The sequence below is a fragment of the Pantoea sp. C2G6 genome, from assembly GCF_051336815.1.
Taxonomy (GTDB): domain Bacteria; phylum Pseudomonadota; class Gammaproteobacteria; order Enterobacterales; family Enterobacteriaceae; genus Pantoea.
Genome location: NZ_JBGMNJ010000002.1, coordinates 43,840 through 60,792, shown reverse-complemented (window position 1 = coordinate 60,792; position 16,953 = coordinate 43,840). Strand labels below are relative to the sequence as shown.

Sequence of the window (16,953 nt, the reverse complement as noted above, 5' to 3'; positions counted from 1 at the left end):
TGTTTGTCGACATCGCCCGACGCATCGCGCCTGACTCTTCACTCTGCGAATGAACGCTGTGTTTTACCCTAATGGCTTCAGTATAGTCAACCGGTTGTTTATTAAATAAGCACTTCTCAGAATCATGCTGCGCCGCACACTCTGACCCCCTGTTTCTAACCCGCTGAATCGGAGTGGTTATTCTATTTCACAGAGAAATGTAAAATTTCGTCTATTCTTTGACCGCCTGATTCAGCGCGTCGCAGGGTGCAAAGCGTTCCCCATGCCGCTGCGTAAGCCGGGTTAACCGATTGACCAGCTCAGCCGGTCCTAATTGCTCCATGTAGTGAAACGGACCACCGAGAAAAGGCGGAAAACCGATGCCAAACACCGCGCCAATATCGCCGTCGCGCGCGCAGCGGATCACCTGCTCATCCAGACAGCGCGCCGCCTCATTCAGCATCATCATGACGCAACGCTCGGCGATCTCCGCCTCACTCTGTTTCGCCTGTGGCGTGATCTTCAGCAGGGCATAAAGTGAGGCATCCGGTTTTTTACGCTGCCAGCGCGGCTGGTCATAGCGATAAAAACCTTTGTTGTTTTTACGCCCTTTGCGGCCGTCGTTCAGCACCGCGTCAAAGGCGGCCGGGGCGGCAAAACGTTCGCCATAAGCCTGATGCAGGATCGGGCTGATTTTACTGCCCACATCAATACCCACTTCATCCAGCAGCTGAATCGGGCCAACCGGAAAGCCAAACTTCACCAGCGCCCGATCGATATGTTCAATCGGCTCCCCCTCCAGCAGACAGCGCATCGCTTCATTTATATAGGGTGTCAGGATGCGGTTAACATAAAAGCCCGGCTTGTCCGCCACCACAATTGGCGTTTTCCCCTGACGACGCGCCAGCGCTATCGTGGTGACCAGCGTCGACGTGGCGGTATTGAGATGGGGTATCACCTCCACCAGCGGCATTTTCTCCACCGGGCTGAAATAGTGCAGCCCGATAACATTCTCAGGGCGCTGCGCATGGGCGGCAATGTCCGCAATCGGCAGTGAAGAAGTATTGGAGGCAAACAGGGTGTGCGGCTGACAGTGCGCTTCCACCTCACTGACCATCTGCTGCTTCAGCGCTAAATCTTCAAAGACCGCCTCAATCACTACGTCGCGCTGCGCAAAGCCCTGATAATCGATCCCGCCGGTAATGCGTGCCATCTGCTGCTGGCGCTGTGCCGCCGTCAGCTGACGCCGCCTGACCTTTTTACTCAGCAGTTCCCAGCTGGTTTTCAACGCATGGTTCACACCGTCGAGGCTGATGTCTTTAATGCGTACCGGCAACCCGGCGTTGATGGCGGTGACGCTGGCGATGCCGCCGCCCATCAGCCCGCCGCCGAGGATAGCGACGCTTTTCAGCGCGGCGGGCTCCGCTTCACCGCCCCGCTCCTTTTTCATGGCGGTGGTGGCGAAAAACAGCCCGCGCAGCGCAACAGATTCTGGCGTCATCGCCAGTTCACCAAAGGCGCGCGCTTCAGCCTGATGTCCGGCCTGACTGCCCTGCTCCAGCCCGATGCGCACCACCTCAATAATGCGTTTCGCCGCCGGGTAGTTGCCCTGGGTTTTCGCGGAGGTCTGGCGGCTGGCCAGTGCAAACAGCGCCTGACGGGCGATCGGGCCGTGCAGCAGCCGATCCCACAGCGGCAGCGTTCGCCCGCTGACCTTGCCCTTTTTCACCCGCGCGATGGCGGTCTCCAGTAAAATCGACTGCGGTACGGCATCATCCACCACGCCCAGCTTACGCGCCTGTTTTGCCCGCAAACTTTTGCCGGTCAGGATCAGCGGCAGCGCCTGCTGCACCCCGATCAAACGGGGTAAGCGCTGAGTGCCACCGGAGCCGGGCAGTAAGCCAAGCTGCACTTCCGGCAGGCCGAGACGGGTTTTATCATCCAGCGAACAGATCCGCGCATCGCAGGCCAGCGCCAGCTCCAGGCCGCCACCGAGACAGGCTCCGTGGATTGCCGCCACCACCGGGAATGGCAGTGCGTCAAGCGCCGCCATTACCTCCTGCCCCTGCCTGGCCAGCGCTTCCGCTTCCTGTGCGCTCTGGCAGCGATCGATCATGCTGATGTCCGCACCGGCAATAAAGTTATCCGCTTTGCCGGAAATCAGCACCAGCCCCGCCAGCTGCGGGTCGCGGCGTGCTTCGGCAATGATGGCGGTGATCTGTTCAGCGAATTCCGCTTTCAGGGTGTTCATCTTCTCGCCGGGCACGTCGATAGTAATGATGCCAACGTGATCGAGTCGCATCTTTAATTGAAAGGCATTCTGTTCCATTATTCGGCCTCCAGAACCATTGCCGCACCCAGACCGCCCGCCGCGCAGGCGGTAACCAGCCCTAACCCGCCGCCGCGCCGCCGCAATTCATTGAGCGTCTGAGTGATCATCCGTGCGCCCGTGGCGGCAAAAGGATGACCATAGGCGATCGATCCGCCCAGCACGTTAAAGCGCTCTTCGTTGACTTCACCCAGCGCATGAGGACGATTCAGCACCTCGCGGGCAAAACGTTCATCACGAAACAGCTGAAGGTTACTCAGGGTCTGGGCGGCAAAGGCTTCATGCATGTCGATCAGCGTCAGGTCGGCCAGCGTCAGTCCGGCACGATCCAGCGCCAGCGGAGAGGCGTAAGCTGGTCCCAGCAGCATATCCTGCTGTACCGCAATCGCGGTAAAAGCGTAGCTGCGCAGATAGCCCAGCGGCCGGATGCCCAGTTCGCGGGCGCGTCCTTCGCGCATTAATATCACCGCCGCCGCGCCATCGGTCAGCGGCGTACTGTTGGCGGCGGTCACACTGCCGTGCTGCCGATCAAACGCCGGACGCAGCCGGGCGTAATCTTCCGCTTTCGCCTCCATACGCACGTTATTGTCCTGGGCAATGGCGGCTTTCCACGGCGGCACAAAGGCTGGCATCACTTCCTGATTCAGTACCCCGGATTGCCAGGCTTTGGCGGCGCGCTGATGGGAACGCAGCGCCAGCGCATCCTGCGCCTCGCGGCTGATACTGTGGCTCTTCGCCATCTGCTCAGCCGTGTCGCCCATCCGCAGGCCAGTGGAGTATTCCGCCACCGCAGGCGGCACCGGTAACAGGTCGCGCGGACGCAGACGACGCAGTATCTGGAATTTCTGCCCGAGAGTGCGGGCTTTGTTGAGATCGACCAGCGCCCGCGCCAGGGTTTTACTGACGCCAATTGGCAGCACAGAGGAGGAGTCCGCGCCCCCGGCGATGCCCGCCGAGACCGTGCCTGCCAGCAGGCTTTCTGCCAGATTAGCGACGGCCTGAAAACTGGTGGCGCAGGCGCGGCTGACGCTGTAGGCGTCGGTATGCACACTCAGCCCGCTGCTCAGTACAATTTCTCTTGCGATATTAGGCGCTTCCGGCATCTGCACGACCTGGCCAAACACCAGCTGTTCTATCACCTCAACCGGCAGTTCGCTGCGCGCCATAAGTTCACTGACCACCATTCGTCCCAGCTCAACGGCCGGAATGCCATGAAAGCCGGTCGCCTGGCGGAGAAAAGGGGTGCGTAATCCGTGGGTGATGGCGATGCGTTCACCCTCACGTGTCAGCAGCGGCTGCGCTTTACTCATTGTTCTCACCTGTGGTCGGGGCTGTGGCATCATTGCCTGAAGAGGTCTGACCTGATCAGTGTTAACCACAAGCGGGTGAGCCGCCAATACCGGAAAGGAAAAAGTGCGAAGAGAAACACGAAAATGAAAAACGCCGCAGTGAAAGCGGCGTTGAGGAATTTAGCGCAAACCGAGCTGAAAAATCAGGGTTTCAGCCTGACAGCTGAAGGTAAAATCGATATCCAGCTGCACGCCATGGTCCACCTCGCTGAAGCGCGACTCAATCAGACAGGGTTCTGATTCCACCTCACGCGCCCGTTGGGTCAGCTGCGCTAATTTAGCCTCGGCATCGGCACGGCGGGCAAACCACTCTGACCAGCTGGCGGTGCAATCGGTGTTATCCATTACGGTGCCGACATCGACACAACAACAGGCTGCGGTTTCCGTCGCACTGCATTTTTTAATGGCATCAGTCATTTTATTCTCCTGACCAGCAATCTGGGGGTGATGAGCAATTTTACGACCAGAATTTTACCCGCTGGCCTGGCAATGCGCCACGAACCCGGCGCTAAGCGACGAATATCACAATAAAAATTGATCCAGAACAAACTGGAATCGGTATGCTGTGCAGAATCAGGGCAGTTTTGTTATGCAGATCGAATTTTAAGCGATCAACCCTGAAATATTTTAAAAACAATATTGCAACATGCACACAGGTCGGACCTATACTCTCCGCACTGGTCTGATATGTGCGTTTTACATCAGTCCCTACAATCCGCCGTCCTTTGTTACGCGACGTTATAGCGTTAAATAATAATTCACATGAGGTTGTGGTCATGAACCATAAAAACCTGTTTGCAAAGTCAGCCGTGGCAGCTGCAATAGCGCTTGTTTCTTCACACGTTTACGCAGCTGGGTTTCAGTTAAATGAATTTTCTACGATTGGTTTAGGTCGCGCATATTCAGGCGAAGGCGCAATGGGCGATACGGCAGCGTCAGCCAGCCGTAACCCGGCGACGATGGCGTTAATGGATCGTCCGGCGTTTTCCATCGGGGCGGTCTATATCGACCCGGATGTGAATATCAGTGGTCGCAGCCCGAGCGGCCGCAGTCTGGATGCCAGCAATATTGCCCCGAATCAGTGGGTGCCAAACATCCATTACGTTCAGCCTATTAACGATCAGTGGTGGATTGGCGCGTCTGCCACGTCCAACTACGGCTTAGCAACAGAGTTTAATAATGGTTATACCGCCGGTGGTTATGGCGGTAAAACTGACCTGATGACCGGCAATTTTAATCTCAGCACCGCTTACCGGCTGAATGAGCATTTCAGTGTCGGGGTGGGTTTTGACGCGGTTTACGCCAAAGCGAAGATTGAGCGTTACGCGGGCGAATCTGGCGCAAGGTTGGGCGTTCCGGCCGATACCCAGGTTGCCCACCTGAAAGGTGATGAGTGGGGCTACGGCTGGAACGCCGGTATCCTGTATGAAGTGGATGAAAATAACCGCTTCGGCTTTACCTATCGTTCGGAAGTGAAAGTCGACTTTGATGGTGATTACAAAAGTAATCTCTCTTCCCGGCTGAATGCGGTGAATAACCCGGAAGTATCGGGCGTGCCTTTTGGTACCAATGGCACCACCATTCCGGGTGCGTTAACCCTGAATCTGCCGGAGATGTGGGAAGTGTCGGGCTGGCATAAAGTGGCGCCGCAGTGGGCGGTTCACTACAGCATGGCTTACACCAGCTGGAGCCAGTTCCAGGAGCTGAAAGCGACCGGTTCCAACGGGCAGACGCTGTTCTATAAAGATGAAAGCTACCACGATGCCTACCGCATCGCGCTCGGCACCACCTATTTCTACGACAAAAACTGGACGTTCCGTACCGGTATCGCCTTTGATGACAGTCCGGTTCCGGCTGATAAACGCACTATTTCCATCCCGGATCAGGATCGTTTATGGCTGAGCGCCGGTACCTCCTACGCCTTTAACGACGACGCCTCAGTAGACCTGGGTATCTCTTATATGCATGGGCAGAAGGTCACCGTGAAAGAAGGCCCTTATACCTTCAATTCCGAAGGTAAAGCCTGGCTCTACGGCGCTAACTTTAACTATAAGTTCTGATGAGCTGAGACGATCAAAAAGGGCGACTCTGGTGAGTCGCCCTTTTTTGCTGCTGGCAAATAGTGGTTTAGCCTTTTCAGGCGCAGAGCATGCCTGGTGCAGCAAAAAACGGGAGCGGAGCGATCAGCGTCAGGCCGTTCTGTTTCGATCCTGATGGTGTGGATGCTGGGACAGACCCTGGCAAACGTACTTCACCGGGGAGACCGCTTTGTGGCACGCTTATCGGGTAGCCGTTGCACAGGGTAAGACCGCACAGAGCCAGCACCTGACTGGCGGTGGTCAGGCTTTAACCCACCCCCCTTTTCGCCTGATTATTTTGCTGGAGTCCGGGACGTAGAGCTATGCTTTTAAGTGAGGAGATGTGGTTTTAATGTCGTTGGAGAGATGTTATGGTAAATTCTGTGGGCATGACGCAGTTGTTAACAGGGTGTATTAAGCAAAAATGCTACTACAATGATAATTTAATACGACTGTTCAATTTTTAACAAGCATTCGGGTAATGGGTGCTTTATATAATAAAGAGTTTTGGTGAAATATGAGCTTGGCTTTCAATGATTTATTTTCTCACGACAGTTTTCAGGCCGGGATTTTCCCCAAAACCCGCTATCAGGGTAGCAAATACAAACTAACCAAATGGATAGCGGCTTCATTAGCTCCCTTAGAATTTGACACCGTCCTTGATGCCTTTTCCGGTACATCCTCTGTCGCCTATATGTTTAAAGCAATGGGGAAGTCTGTTATTGCTAACGATAAGATGAATTTCAATTATCAAATAGCGAAAGCATTCATTGAAAACCGTTCTGTAACCATTAATGAAGAAGATATTCAGTTTGTTTTTAAGAGAGATCCAGCCTTTTCATATAAAAATTTCATCAGCGATAACTTTGAAGGGATATATTATTTAAAGGATGAAAACCTATGGCTGGATACTGTCACTCAAAACATCCATAGAGTTGACAATGAATACAAAAGATCTCTTTTATTTTGGGCCTTATTCCAGGCCTGCTTATCCAAAAGGCCTTACAATCTTTTTCACCGAAATAACCTCAACGTCAGAACAGCTGATGTAAAAAGAAGTTTCGGAAATAAAGCCACATGGGACAAACCTTTCGACGTTCATTTTCTGAACTTCATTAAACAGGCAAACCTTGCTGTTTTTGATAATAAAAAAACAAACCAGGCTATTAATAATGATGTTGCCAATCTCATTAGCGGTGATATTAAAGCTGATTTAGTCTATCTGGATCCGCCTTATGTCCCACAAAAAGGCAGTCTTACTATGTACATGGACTTCTATCATTTTCTTGAAGGACTGACTCTCTATGATGACTGGGCGCCAAGAGTCGATTTTAATAGTAAAAACAGGGGGATGCTAAAGATTAAGTCTCCATGGGAGGATAGAAAGCTTATATCAAAAGAATTTTTTAGCTGCATAGAAAAATTTAAGGATGGAAAAATCGCTATTTCTTACAGAGAAGATGGTATTCCTGGCATTGATGAAATAGTGGCCTTTTTGCGCTCGATAGGGAAATGTGTAGATGTGAAGCATGTGGATTATAAATATGCGTTATCCAAAAAAACAGATGTCAGAGAAGTGCTAATTGTAGGGGTTTAAAATGGATTTTCATGAGAAATTTGTAGATTTTTTGCCAGAACTTAAAGAAGCTTTAACCGTTCCTGGAACTACAGACTGGTCTGTTAAAGGCTTTATTGATACCTATAAAAACATATATTCTATCACGACTGACACTAAGGTTATCTCTAAAGTAATTGAGATAATGATATTCCCATGCCTGCTGCGCTTTGCTAAAGAGAATAAGTTAACAATAAGGCTTCCTCCGCATCAAAATTATTACCCCGACGTTACCTTCATCGATGCCGAAGGAAACAAATATGCCGTCGACTTAAAAACAACTTATAGAATAACAGATGAATCCGTCAATGGCATGACGCTGGGTGCATTTACTGGATACTTCAGAAACAGAACCTCATATAAGAATGTTCTGTTTCCTTACGAAACCTATAAGAAACACTATGTATTAGGTGTTATCTATTCGCGCAGCGACATAGACAGTATAACAAGCCTGTTAACTGATAATGGTTTTAAGTTAACCGCATCTAAGCGTAAGCTGCTGATAACCTACATGAACAATGCGAGCGACGATAACTGGAACTTGTTGGCCGCTCACTACCCTAATAGTATTTCTGATTACAGGGAGACTATAGACTCTTATTTAGTTGATGAGCTTAACTCATATAATCTGGATAATTTCGAATCAATAGTTTCCGTTGCCAGAAGGTTCGATTTCTTTTTCCAGGAAAAATGGAAGCTGGCAGTAGATCGGCCTGGAAGTGGGAATACAAAAAACATTGGCTCCGAAACTTTAATCAAGAGGCTTTTAAACGGAGAAGGACTGTTTTTTAGGGAGTATGGCGAATCTGGTGAAACGCAATTTGACAAATACTGGATGCAATATCAAACAAAAGATATGGCTACAATTTTAGGGCAAGATGAGCCGATCTACAAAAACCTACAGACGTTTAAACAATGGTTGCATTCACTTCAGAATAGTTAGTAGCCTGAACAAGCCGTGGTCGTCGGGCTGAACGGGGAGTTTACGCACTAAGCCCGGCCTGGAGCGAAACACCTCAGCAGGATTCAGTTACCGGCGTGGGATATGAAGACGCGGTCCTGATAACGAATAGACACCTGTTACTCTGTACTGTGGTAACAGCAGAGCGCACGAGTGAGTGGCCAGGGTAAAACGCCCGGTATCTTTGAGTCCTGTCGGGCTTCTCCCAGAACACCGGAAATCAGCCGGTTTTTGTGATGCTCATCAGGAGGGCGAAGCCTGGGGAATTAGCGGTCTGAACTCAGCGTAAAAGGGAGCTTTATTGATCTTGTGCTGGAAGATGCAAATAAAGCCCGAGGAGCGGCAGCAGGCTCAGTTCAGCAGGTCAAAACCCAAACCTTTCCGGCGTTAATCCATAACGCGCGCCGCAGAGTTATGACCAGACGAAGTGAGTGAATGATCGGGGAAGCGTAATTTCGTCAGCGTCTGACCGTATCCGTATCATTCGATATTCATATTTCCTTTGTGGTTACCTACTTCATGGCTACTGCTTACCTTCCTTTCCACTTTTTACTGCACATCAAAACAACGACAAAGTCTGGGGAAGATATAGAGAGGTTTATCCCCGCTCGCGCGGGGAACACCAACATTTTCGCGGTCTGTGCACAGTCACCCTCGGTTTATCCCCACTCGCGCGGGGAACACAAATTTACCGCCACCTCCATTGATTGCGGTTACGGTTTATTCCCGCTCGCGCGGGGAACACGTTGCTGTAATCGCAGAGGATGAGGCTTCAAACGGTTTATCCCCGCTCGCGCGGGAAACACGAAGATACCGGCAATCATATTGCTAGAGGCCTCGGTTTATCCCCGCTCGCGCGGGGAACACATAGTCTCCGCCAGTAACGCCCGCCCACAGTTCGGTTTATCCCCGCTCGCGCGGGGAACACCTGCTCACGATGCTGCCAATCTGCTCAACATCTGGTTTATCCCCGCTCGCGCGGGGAACACGACCGCATCCAGACCTACCAGGCGAATATATCCGGTTTATCCCCGCTCGCGCGGGGAACACTCCAAAGCAAAGATACGGGTGTAAACCTGGGTGCGGTTTATCCCCGCTCGCGCTGGGAACACAATTGTAGAATTATTCCTGTTCATATATTTACCCGGTTTATCCCCGCTCGCGCGGGGAACACATCCGTTGCGCCGGTGAGTTTATAGAACTCCCCGGTTTATCCCCGCTCGCGCGGGGAACACTGGGGTGCTCCATCCGGTTAGCCTGCCAAATTCGGTTTATCCCCGCTCGCGCGGGGAACACACTTGCAAGCAAAAAAAACAGTAATACGTGTTCGGTTTATCCCCGCTCATGCGGGTAACACCCAACAGGGAGTGTCTCACAGCCGATGCTTCCCGGTTTATCCCCGCTCACGCGGGGAACACTCATTCACGTTGACGTTACGATCGGAGACGTACGGTTTATCCCCGCTCACGCGGGGAACACGGCCGTATAAGGAGTAGATATGCCGGACGAGGCGGTTTATCCCCGCTCACGCGGGGAACACGATGCACCTTTGTTGTCCGTATTGATCGCATCCGGTTTATCCCCGCTCACGCGGGGAACACCTTAGGACGAGCACCGATAACGAACAGAGAGCCGGTTTATCCCCGCTCACGCGGGGAACACACCGCTGGTGGCAGGTCCATAAACTCGCCTGGCGGTTTATCCCCGCTCACGCGGGGAACACTCTAAAATTATACGACTGATAACAAAGCGTTTTTTCACACCCAAAAATTCCACCAAATTTTATACCCGCATTTAACTCAAATACAGCGTTATTCTCAGGCAGTAAATCTGTCAAACAACGGCCCACATCGAGGGGATGAAAGTTAATAACAGCCTGAAGCGGAAGAAATCAGATCGCTTTGTATTAATCAGGAAGAGAATAGAAAAGCACGCAGCGCCATAAATGGTGAAGATGGGATGATAAAGAATCGGCTGTTGCATATTTCCGCTTTGCAGCGGTTTCCAGTGCTGGCCCGGTCTTACAGCAGACCGGGCCAGCCTTTATCAGCAACCGCAAAGCAACTGCTGCGAGTCGCGCTGAGATTACTGCGCGTCAATATCCTTCAGGTCATCCTGAATCGCTGCGGCGTTAGGATTATCTTCCGGCTTGAGCTTACCGCCGCGTGCCAGGAAGTCATGACGCTGGAAATAGGCGTTGCGGATAAAGGCGTAAGGGTCGCTCTGCTGTTTCAGAATACCATCTGAATCCAGCAGTTGGGCGCGGGTCTCGATCCCTTCCAGCGTCCACTTACCAATCGACATCGGCCAGGTCAGCCAGCCGAGGATCGGATAGAGCGTATCAACATAATCGCCGCCATCCTGACGCACCGTAAAGCTACCGTAGGCGGGCAGCTCCACATAAGGACCGTAGCCCACGCCATAGTGACCCAGAGTGGTGCCGAAGCGATGCGGCTCTTCACGCGCCAGCTGCGGGTTGGCTTTTCCGGCAACGTCGATAAAACCACCCAGTCCCAGCACGCTGTTCAGGAAGAAACGGGTAAAGTGAACGCCTGCGTCACGTCCGTCACCGACCAGAATGGCATTGACCATGCTGGCGGGCTCCTCCAGGTTACCGAGAAAATTACTCAGACCGGTACGCGCCGGAACCGGCACATAGTCGCGCCAGGCGACTGCCACCGGACGCAGCACATAGGGGTCCAGCACGTTGTAGTTAAAGTTAAACATCGTGCGGTTAAAGCCTTCAAACGGATCGCTGCGCTGGGCAGGATCGCTATTTGCTGGCTTTGAACTGGCACAACCCACCAGAAGGACGCTGGCGACAGCCAGGCTGGTCAGGCGATAATTCATTCCAATCTCCCTGTGCGGATGAAAAAGGGCAAGCCATCGTTCAGGTTGCAGCCCGGTGTCGGATCGCTTACCCATGAGCATAGCTAACTTTGTGCCAGAGGCAGCAGGCAATGGCACTTATCATTCTCTGAACCTGATCAGATTCAGGGCAGCTGCTGATTAATCTCTACCGCGATCGGCTGATGGCCATCCCAGGGCGTCACCGCACTCTGGCCCAGCCAGTCGCCCGACTGAGGGTTGGCGCTGCCGTCGCGGGCAATGCGCACCCGCACCGCCACCTGATGCTGCGCCGAAAGCAGGCGATCTGCCATCATCGCGTTACTGTCATCCAGCGTCAGCGATAACGGGAAGTGGCTCAGCGGTATCCGCTTGACTGCCACCGGCACCGGTGAAACACCGTCAGAAACGGAAATATACAACACTCCGCCTTGCGGTAACATTTTTTCTGCCTGCGGCGCCAGGCTAATCTTCAGCGCCAGCTGGCTGCTCTGCTGCCCGGCGGCCGTTCTGGCCTGCTCAATACTGCGGGCGATCATCGCGTGCCGGGCGTCACCCGCCGGGAGCTGATCCAGCAGGGTCTGCCACGCCGCAATCGCCTCATCATACTGCTGCTGTCCGTAGGCATTAAACGCCAGCAGGCTGAGGGTGCGCGGGTTGTGCGGATCCGCTTTTCGCAGGCTTTGCAGCAGCAGAGAGGCCTGACGGTTATCCGCCGGATCGGGAGATCGCGTCAGGACTTCCGCATAATCCTGCTTCAGCGCCAGATCGTTGGGAGCCAGCTGGAGTGCCCGTTCAAACGCCTGGCTGGCAATATCGGCTTTATTCAGCACCATGCCGAGCCGCCCCAGCATCGCCCAGTCGTCCAGATTACCCGGTTCGGTTTGCAGAGCGGTACGCAGTCCGAGCTCTAACCGCGCCAGCTCCTCCATGCTTAAAGGTTTCGCGCCAGGGTCCATCAGCCGGGCACGCAATGCAGGATAGGCCGCCTGCACCTCCGTCCAGCCGGTGAGCTGCGTCAGGCCGCCAGTTTTCAGATAAGTGCCCAGCGAAACAATAATCAGCACAAGCAGACCCGGCAGCAGGACCCAGCGCTGGCTGCTGTGCCGCTGCAATCGCTGTGCGGGCGGGATGTCATCCAGCAGCGTCTGCTGTAACTCCCGCTCCAGCAGCGGCCGTTCAGCAACCACGCCCTGCTCTTCGTCCTGCACCAGTTCACTCAGCCGCTGGTGATAGAAGCGCTGATTAAGACGATCGCGATCGCCTGCGCTGGCCTGACGTTGCCGCCAGCCCGCCGCCATAAACAGCGTGCAGGCCGCCAGTAATAGCCCAATAAGGGTGATCCAAAATGCACTCATTACGGCTTCCTGTCTGACTTCAGTAGCGCTTCAAGACGCTGTTGCTCATGTTCATCCAGCGCGCTGCTGCTCTGACGCCGGCGGCTACGCAGGATAATGATGCAACCGCCCAGCAGTACGAACAGTGCCGGGCCAACCCATAAAATCAGCGTCGATGGCGTGACCGGAGGCGAATAGCTGACGAAGTTGCCGTAACGCGCCACCATATAATCGATGATTTGCTGGCGACTCTGGCCCTGCTTCATCAGCTGATAGACTTTCAGCCGCATATCAGCGGCAATCATCGCGTTAGAGTCGGCGATGCTGTTGTTCTGGCATTTCGGGCAGCGCAGCGAGGCGGTCAGATCGCGATATTGCTCTTCCTGCGCCACGGAATCGAACTGCAACGTATCGATGGTGGCCCACAGGCTACCGCTTAACAGCAGCGTGCAAATCAGTAACAACCCTCTCATCATCCCGCCTCCCCGCTGTATTTGATCCACAGCGGTTTTACTTCCTGGTTCCAGACGCGCGCGTTGAGATCGCCCGCATGGCGATAACGGATAATCCCGTTGCCGTCGATCAGAAAGGTTTCCGGTGCGCCGTAGACGCCGAGATCCAGCCCCAGCATGCCATTGCCATCATAGAGGCTCAGCGCATAGGGATTACCCAGGGTGTTCAGCCAGTTGACCGCCTTGTTGCGGTCATCCTTATAGTTCAGCCCCACCACCCGGATGCCCTGCTGCGCCAGCGTATTCAGATACTGATGCTCAGCGCGACAGGTCGGGCACCAGGTCGCCCAGACGTTCAGCAACATCGGTTTGCCATCTGTCAGCACCCGCTGGTCATAGGTTTTGCCCGGCTGATCAAGCGCTTCCAGCCGGAACAGTGGCACAGGTTTGCCAATCAGCGCAGATTCAAGACGGGTCGGATCGTCACCATCCGCATTGCGCGTCAACTGCCACAGCAGCGCCGCCGCCAGCAGCAGAAACAGCACCAGCGGGATAAACAGGATTTTCTTGTTCATGCCAGCTCCTCACGTCCCGCTTTCTTGCGTACACGATAACGGGGATCGAGCAGGCAGAACAGCCCGCCCAGCGCCATCAGCGCGCCGCCGAACCAGATCCAGCGGACAAAAGGTTTGTAATAGATGCGCACGGCCCAGCTGCCATCCTCCAGCTCTTCGCCCAGCGCCGCGTATAGATCGCGGCTGAAGCCACCATCTATCGCCGCTTCAGTCATCATGGTTCGTGCGGCGGTGTAGAAGCGCTTCTCTGCCTGCAACGTCGCCTCGGGTTTGCCGTTGCGCGTCACGTCGATAATCCCCATGCCGCCACTGTAGTTCGGACCCAGCAGCTCCTGTACCCCACGAAACACAAAGTGATAGTGATGAATATCCACGCTGTCACCGGCCTTCATGCGCACATCCCGCTCCACGCTGTACTGGGTACTGAAGGCGATGCCAATTACCGTAACGCCGACGCCGAGATGACCCAGCACCATGCCCCAGTGGCTGCGCGACAGATGGCGCAGGCCAGCCAGCAACCGATGACGATGGGTGGCGCGCTCATGCAGCTCCATCAGCGTCAGCACGATAATCCAGAGTGACATCAGCAGACCCACCACGGTCATCGCCGCAATCCGGTCCTGCAACCACCAGGGAAGGATCATCGAGCTGGCCAGAGTGACAATCAATGCCAGCGCCAGCCGTTTGGCCAGCTTCTGCGGCTCATCGCGCCGCCAGCGCACCAGCGGCCCGATGCCCATCAGCAGGGCGAAGGGTGCCATCAGCCAGCCAAACAGCGTATTAAAGAACGGCTCCCCCACCGAGATGCTGCCGAGGCCCAGCTGTTTGTGTATCAGCGGCAGGAGCGTGCCGAGCAGCACCACCAGCATGGCGGCGATCAGCAGCACATTGTTGCCGAGCAGAAAGGATTCGCGTGACCAGGTTTCATTCTGGACCCGGCCTCGCACCTGACCGCCTTTAATCGCATAGAGCAGCAGCGAACTGCCGATCACAATCACCAGAAAGGCGAGAATAAACATGCCGCGTGCCGGATCGGAGGCGAAAGCGTGCACCGAGACCAGCACCCCGGAGCGCACCAGGAAAGTCCCCAGCAGGCTCAGCGAAAACGCGGTGATCGCTAACAGCACGGTCCAGGCTTTAAAGGTGCCGCGCTTTTCAGTCACCGCCAGCGAGTGCATCAAGGCGGTGCCCGCCAGCCACGGCATAAACGACGCATTTTCTACCGGGTCCCAGAACCACCAGCCGCCCCAGCCCAGCTCGTAATAGGCCCAGGCCGATCCCAGCACGATACCGATGGTCAGAAAGACCCAGGCGGCGGTGGTCCAGGGACGCGACCAGCGCGCCCAGGCGGTATCGAGCCGTCCGGCCATGAGCGAGGCAATCGCAAAGGCAAACGCCACCGAGAAACCGACATAGCCCATATAGAGCAGCGGTGGATGGAAGATCAGACCAATATCCTGCAACATCGGATTGAGATCGTGTCCCTCTATCGGGAAGTCCGGCAGCGTGCGGCCAAACGGGTTCGACGTCAGCAGGATAAACAGCAGGAAACCAAAATTGATCATCCCCATTACCGCCAGTACGCGCGCCAGCGCATCCTGCGGCATATCACGGCTGAATATCGCCACCGCTAAGGTCCAGGTGCTGAGCAGCAGGACCCACAGCAGCAGCGAGCCTTCGTGCGCGCCCCAGGTGGCGGCGATGCGGTAATAAACCGGCAGCAGACTGTTGGAGTTAGTGGCAACATAGGCAACGGTAAAATCGTTGCTGATAAAGGCCCAGATCAGCAGCGCAAAGGCGGCGGCGATGCAGACAAACACCACGCAGGCCAGCGGGCGTGCCATCGCCATCAGACGGGCATCCTGGCGCACCGCACCCCACAGCGGATAGCTGCTCAGCAGCAGGGAGAGGCTCAGCGCCAGGCAGAGCAGAAAGGTTCCAATCTCCGGCATCATGAGGCTTTACTTCCCGCCAGAGAGAGCGACTGCGGCCCGTTGTGATTATTTTTCATCGCGTCTTCAATTTCCGGCGGCGTATATTTCTCATCATGTTTCGCCAGCACCTCTTTGGCGACAATCTGGTTACCAGATGCCAGTACGCCCTGCGCTACCACGCCCTGCCCTTCCCGGAACAGATCCGGCAGAATGCCTTCAAAACTGACGCTGACCACGCCACGGGCATCATAGAGTTTGAACGAGACGGCAAGGGTTTTTGGATCGCGCCGGACGCTGCCGGGCATCACCATACCACCCACCCGCAATCGCTGCCCCGCTTCGGGCTTCTCATGCGACTCGCCTTTGCCATAGAGGATTTCACCGGGGGTATAGAACAGGTCGATATTGGAACGCAGCGCATACATCACCAGCGCAGTCGCCAGGCCAAGACCAGCCAGAATCGCCACCGCTGCATAGAGGCGATTACGTCGACGGATATTCACAGAGTCTCTCCTGCCGCTTCAGCCGCGGCTTTTTTGGTTTTCGCTACCCGTACGCGCCGTTCCCGCGCTTCCCGCTGGCGGATCTCAGCCAGTAAGCGACGGCGTAGCAGCCACGTGTGCAGCGTCAGCCCGGCAATCGGGAGCAGCGTGCAGGCGACCGCCAGCCAGACATAAAAGGCGTAACCGCCCATCGCGAAAAAGGCGTGCCAGGAGGAAAATGCCGGCGTCATGCTTTTTCTCCTCGTTTGGCCAGATCAATCGCCCACGGGCGATGGCGTTCGGTGAATAAAATCAGATTACGTAACCGCATCAGGGTGAGCGTGATAAACAGCAGCAGATAACCGACTATCGACCAGCGCAGCGGGGTACGCATCACCGGCGCAATCGCCTGCTGTAAGATGCCCGACGAGCCCTGATGCAGGGTGTTCCACCATTGCACCGAGAAGTGGATGATCGGCAGATTAACCACACCAACCAGAATCAGCACCCCGGCGGCCCGGCCAGCCGTGCGGCGATCGTCAAAGGCGTGATAGAGCGCAATAACACCCATATAGAGGAACAGCAGCACCAGTTCGGAGGTGAGGCGCGCGTCCCAGATCCACCAGGTGCCCCACATCGGTTTGCCCCACGCCGATCCGGTGACCAGCGCAATAAAAGTAAAGACCGCGCCTACCGGGGCCATCGCGGCGGCAACCAGATCCGCCATCTTCATCTGCCACACCAGGCCGATAAAGGCGGCGATTGCCATTGAGGCATAAATCCCCATCGACCACATTGCGGCGGGCACATGCAGGTACATGATGCGAAAGCTGTCGCCCTGCTGATAGTCAGCGGGGGCGAAGCCGAACCCCCAGATCCAGCCGAGCAGCAACGCCGCCAGGCCAGCGATGGCGAACCACGGCAACAGGCGTCCCGCCAGCTGATAGAGCCGTTCGGGTCGGGCCAGTTGATGTAACGCTTTCCACATATCAAGTGCTCACATTAACGATAAAAA

14 protein-coding genes and 1 CRISPR repeat array are annotated in these 16,953 nt (G+C 54.9%); of the genes, 3 read left to right on the top strand and 11 right to left on the bottom strand.

All coding sequences use genetic code 11. From position 1 onward, the window contains the following. Positions 1 to 211: 211 nt before the first annotated feature. From fadJ to ACCW71_RS03835, 3 genes are all read right to left on the bottom strand, one after another. The gene (gene fadJ / locus ACCW71_RS03845; RefSeq protein ID WP_436369766.1) at positions 212 to 2,308 is read right to left on the bottom strand and encodes a fatty acid oxidation complex subunit alpha FadJ; all 2,097 of its coding nucleotides are present in this window, start codon (positions 2,306 to 2,308) and stop codon (positions 212 to 214) included. Continuing rightward, complete coding sequence (gene fadI, locus ACCW71_RS03840) at positions 2,308 to 3,618, bottom strand: acetyl-CoA C-acyltransferase FadI (RefSeq protein WP_436369765.1); 1,311 nt, start codon at positions 3,616 to 3,618, stop codon at positions 2,308 to 2,310. Before fadI ends, fadJ begins: the two co-directional genes overlap by 1 nt. Positions 3,619 to 3,777: 159 nt before the next feature. Further along, positions 3,778 to 4,074, bottom strand: coding sequence for a YfcZ/YiiS family protein (locus tag ACCW71_RS03835; RefSeq protein WP_436369764.1), 297 nt, complete (start codon positions 4,072 to 4,074; stop codon positions 3,778 to 3,780). Between the two features lie 359 nt (positions 4,075 to 4,433). Here ACCW71_RS03835 and fadL point away from each other — a divergent pair, with 359 nt between their 5' ends. From fadL to ACCW71_RS03820, 3 genes are all read left to right on the top strand, one after another. Beyond that, a complete protein-coding gene (gene fadL, locus ACCW71_RS03830; RefSeq protein ID WP_436369763.1) occupies positions 4,434 to 5,717 on the top strand; it encodes a long-chain fatty acid transporter FadL in 1,284 nt (427 codons plus the stop codon). A 535-nt stretch (positions 5,718 to 6,252) separates the two neighbouring features. Beyond that, entirely contained in the window at positions 6,253 to 7,332 is a 1,080-nt protein-coding gene (locus ACCW71_RS03825) for a DNA adenine methylase (protein WP_436369762.1), read from the top strand. A gap of 1 nt (position 7,333) precedes the next feature. Then, positions 7,334 to 8,293 (top strand): type II restriction endonuclease, encoded by a 960-nt coding sequence (locus tag ACCW71_RS03820; RefSeq protein WP_436369761.1) that lies wholly within the window; start codon positions 7,334 to 7,336, stop codon positions 8,291 to 8,293. Between the two features lie 612 nt (positions 8,294 to 8,905). Beyond that, a CRISPR array of direct repeats spans positions 8,906 to 10,034; the repeat unit is 29 nt; unit sequence CGGTTTATCCCCGCTCACGCGGGGAACAC. Between the two features lie 362 nt (positions 10,035 to 10,396). Here ACCW71_RS03820 and mlaA read toward each other — a convergent pair. The 8 genes from mlaA to ACCW71_RS03780 all read right to left on the bottom strand — a co-directional run bounded on the left by mlaA (position 10,397) and on the right by ACCW71_RS03780 (position 16,926). Further along, positions 10,397 to 11,161 (bottom strand): phospholipid-binding lipoprotein MlaA, encoded by a 765-nt coding sequence (mlaA, locus tag ACCW71_RS03815; protein ID WP_436369760.1) that lies wholly within the window; start codon positions 11,159 to 11,161, stop codon positions 10,397 to 10,399. A gap of 143 nt (positions 11,162 to 11,304) precedes the next feature. Next, a complete protein-coding gene (ccmI, locus tag ACCW71_RS03810; RefSeq protein ID WP_436369759.1) occupies positions 11,305 to 12,516 on the bottom strand; it encodes a c-type cytochrome biogenesis protein CcmI in 1,212 nt (403 codons plus the stop codon). Continuing rightward, a complete protein-coding gene (locus ACCW71_RS03805) occupies positions 12,516 to 12,968 on the bottom strand; it encodes a cytochrome c-type biogenesis protein (protein ID WP_436370161.1) in 453 nt (150 codons plus the stop codon). Before ACCW71_RS03805 ends, ccmI begins: the two co-directional genes overlap by 1 nt. Further along, complete coding sequence (locus ACCW71_RS03800; RefSeq protein ID WP_436369758.1) at positions 12,968 to 13,522, bottom strand: DsbE family thiol:disulfide interchange protein; 555 nt, start codon at positions 13,520 to 13,522, stop codon at positions 12,968 to 12,970. The genes ACCW71_RS03805 and ACCW71_RS03800 overlap by 1 nt, the downstream gene beginning before the upstream one ends. Next, positions 13,519 to 15,477, bottom strand: a complete 1,959-nt coding sequence (locus ACCW71_RS03795; RefSeq protein ID WP_436369757.1) for a heme lyase CcmF/NrfE family subunit — start codon at positions 15,475 to 15,477, stop codon at positions 13,519 to 13,521. The genes ACCW71_RS03800 and ACCW71_RS03795 overlap by 4 nt, the downstream gene beginning before the upstream one ends. Next, positions 15,474 to 15,959 carry a cytochrome c maturation protein CcmE gene (gene ccmE, locus ACCW71_RS03790; RefSeq protein ID WP_436369756.1) on the bottom strand — a complete coding sequence of 162 codons (486 nt, stop codon included), beginning with the start codon at positions 15,957 to 15,959 and terminating at the stop codon, positions 15,474 to 15,476. Before ccmE ends, ACCW71_RS03795 begins: the two co-directional genes overlap by 4 nt. After that, positions 15,956 to 16,189, bottom strand: a complete 234-nt coding sequence (gene ccmD / locus ACCW71_RS03785) for a heme exporter protein CcmD (protein WP_436369755.1) — start codon at positions 16,187 to 16,189, stop codon at positions 15,956 to 15,958. Before ccmD ends, ccmE begins: the two co-directional genes overlap by 4 nt. Next, positions 16,186 to 16,926 (bottom strand): heme ABC transporter permease, encoded by a 741-nt coding sequence (locus tag ACCW71_RS03780; protein ID WP_436369754.1) that lies wholly within the window; start codon positions 16,924 to 16,926, stop codon positions 16,186 to 16,188. The genes ccmD and ACCW71_RS03780 overlap by 4 nt, the downstream gene beginning before the upstream one ends. Positions 16,927 to 16,953: the final 27 nt, after the last annotated feature.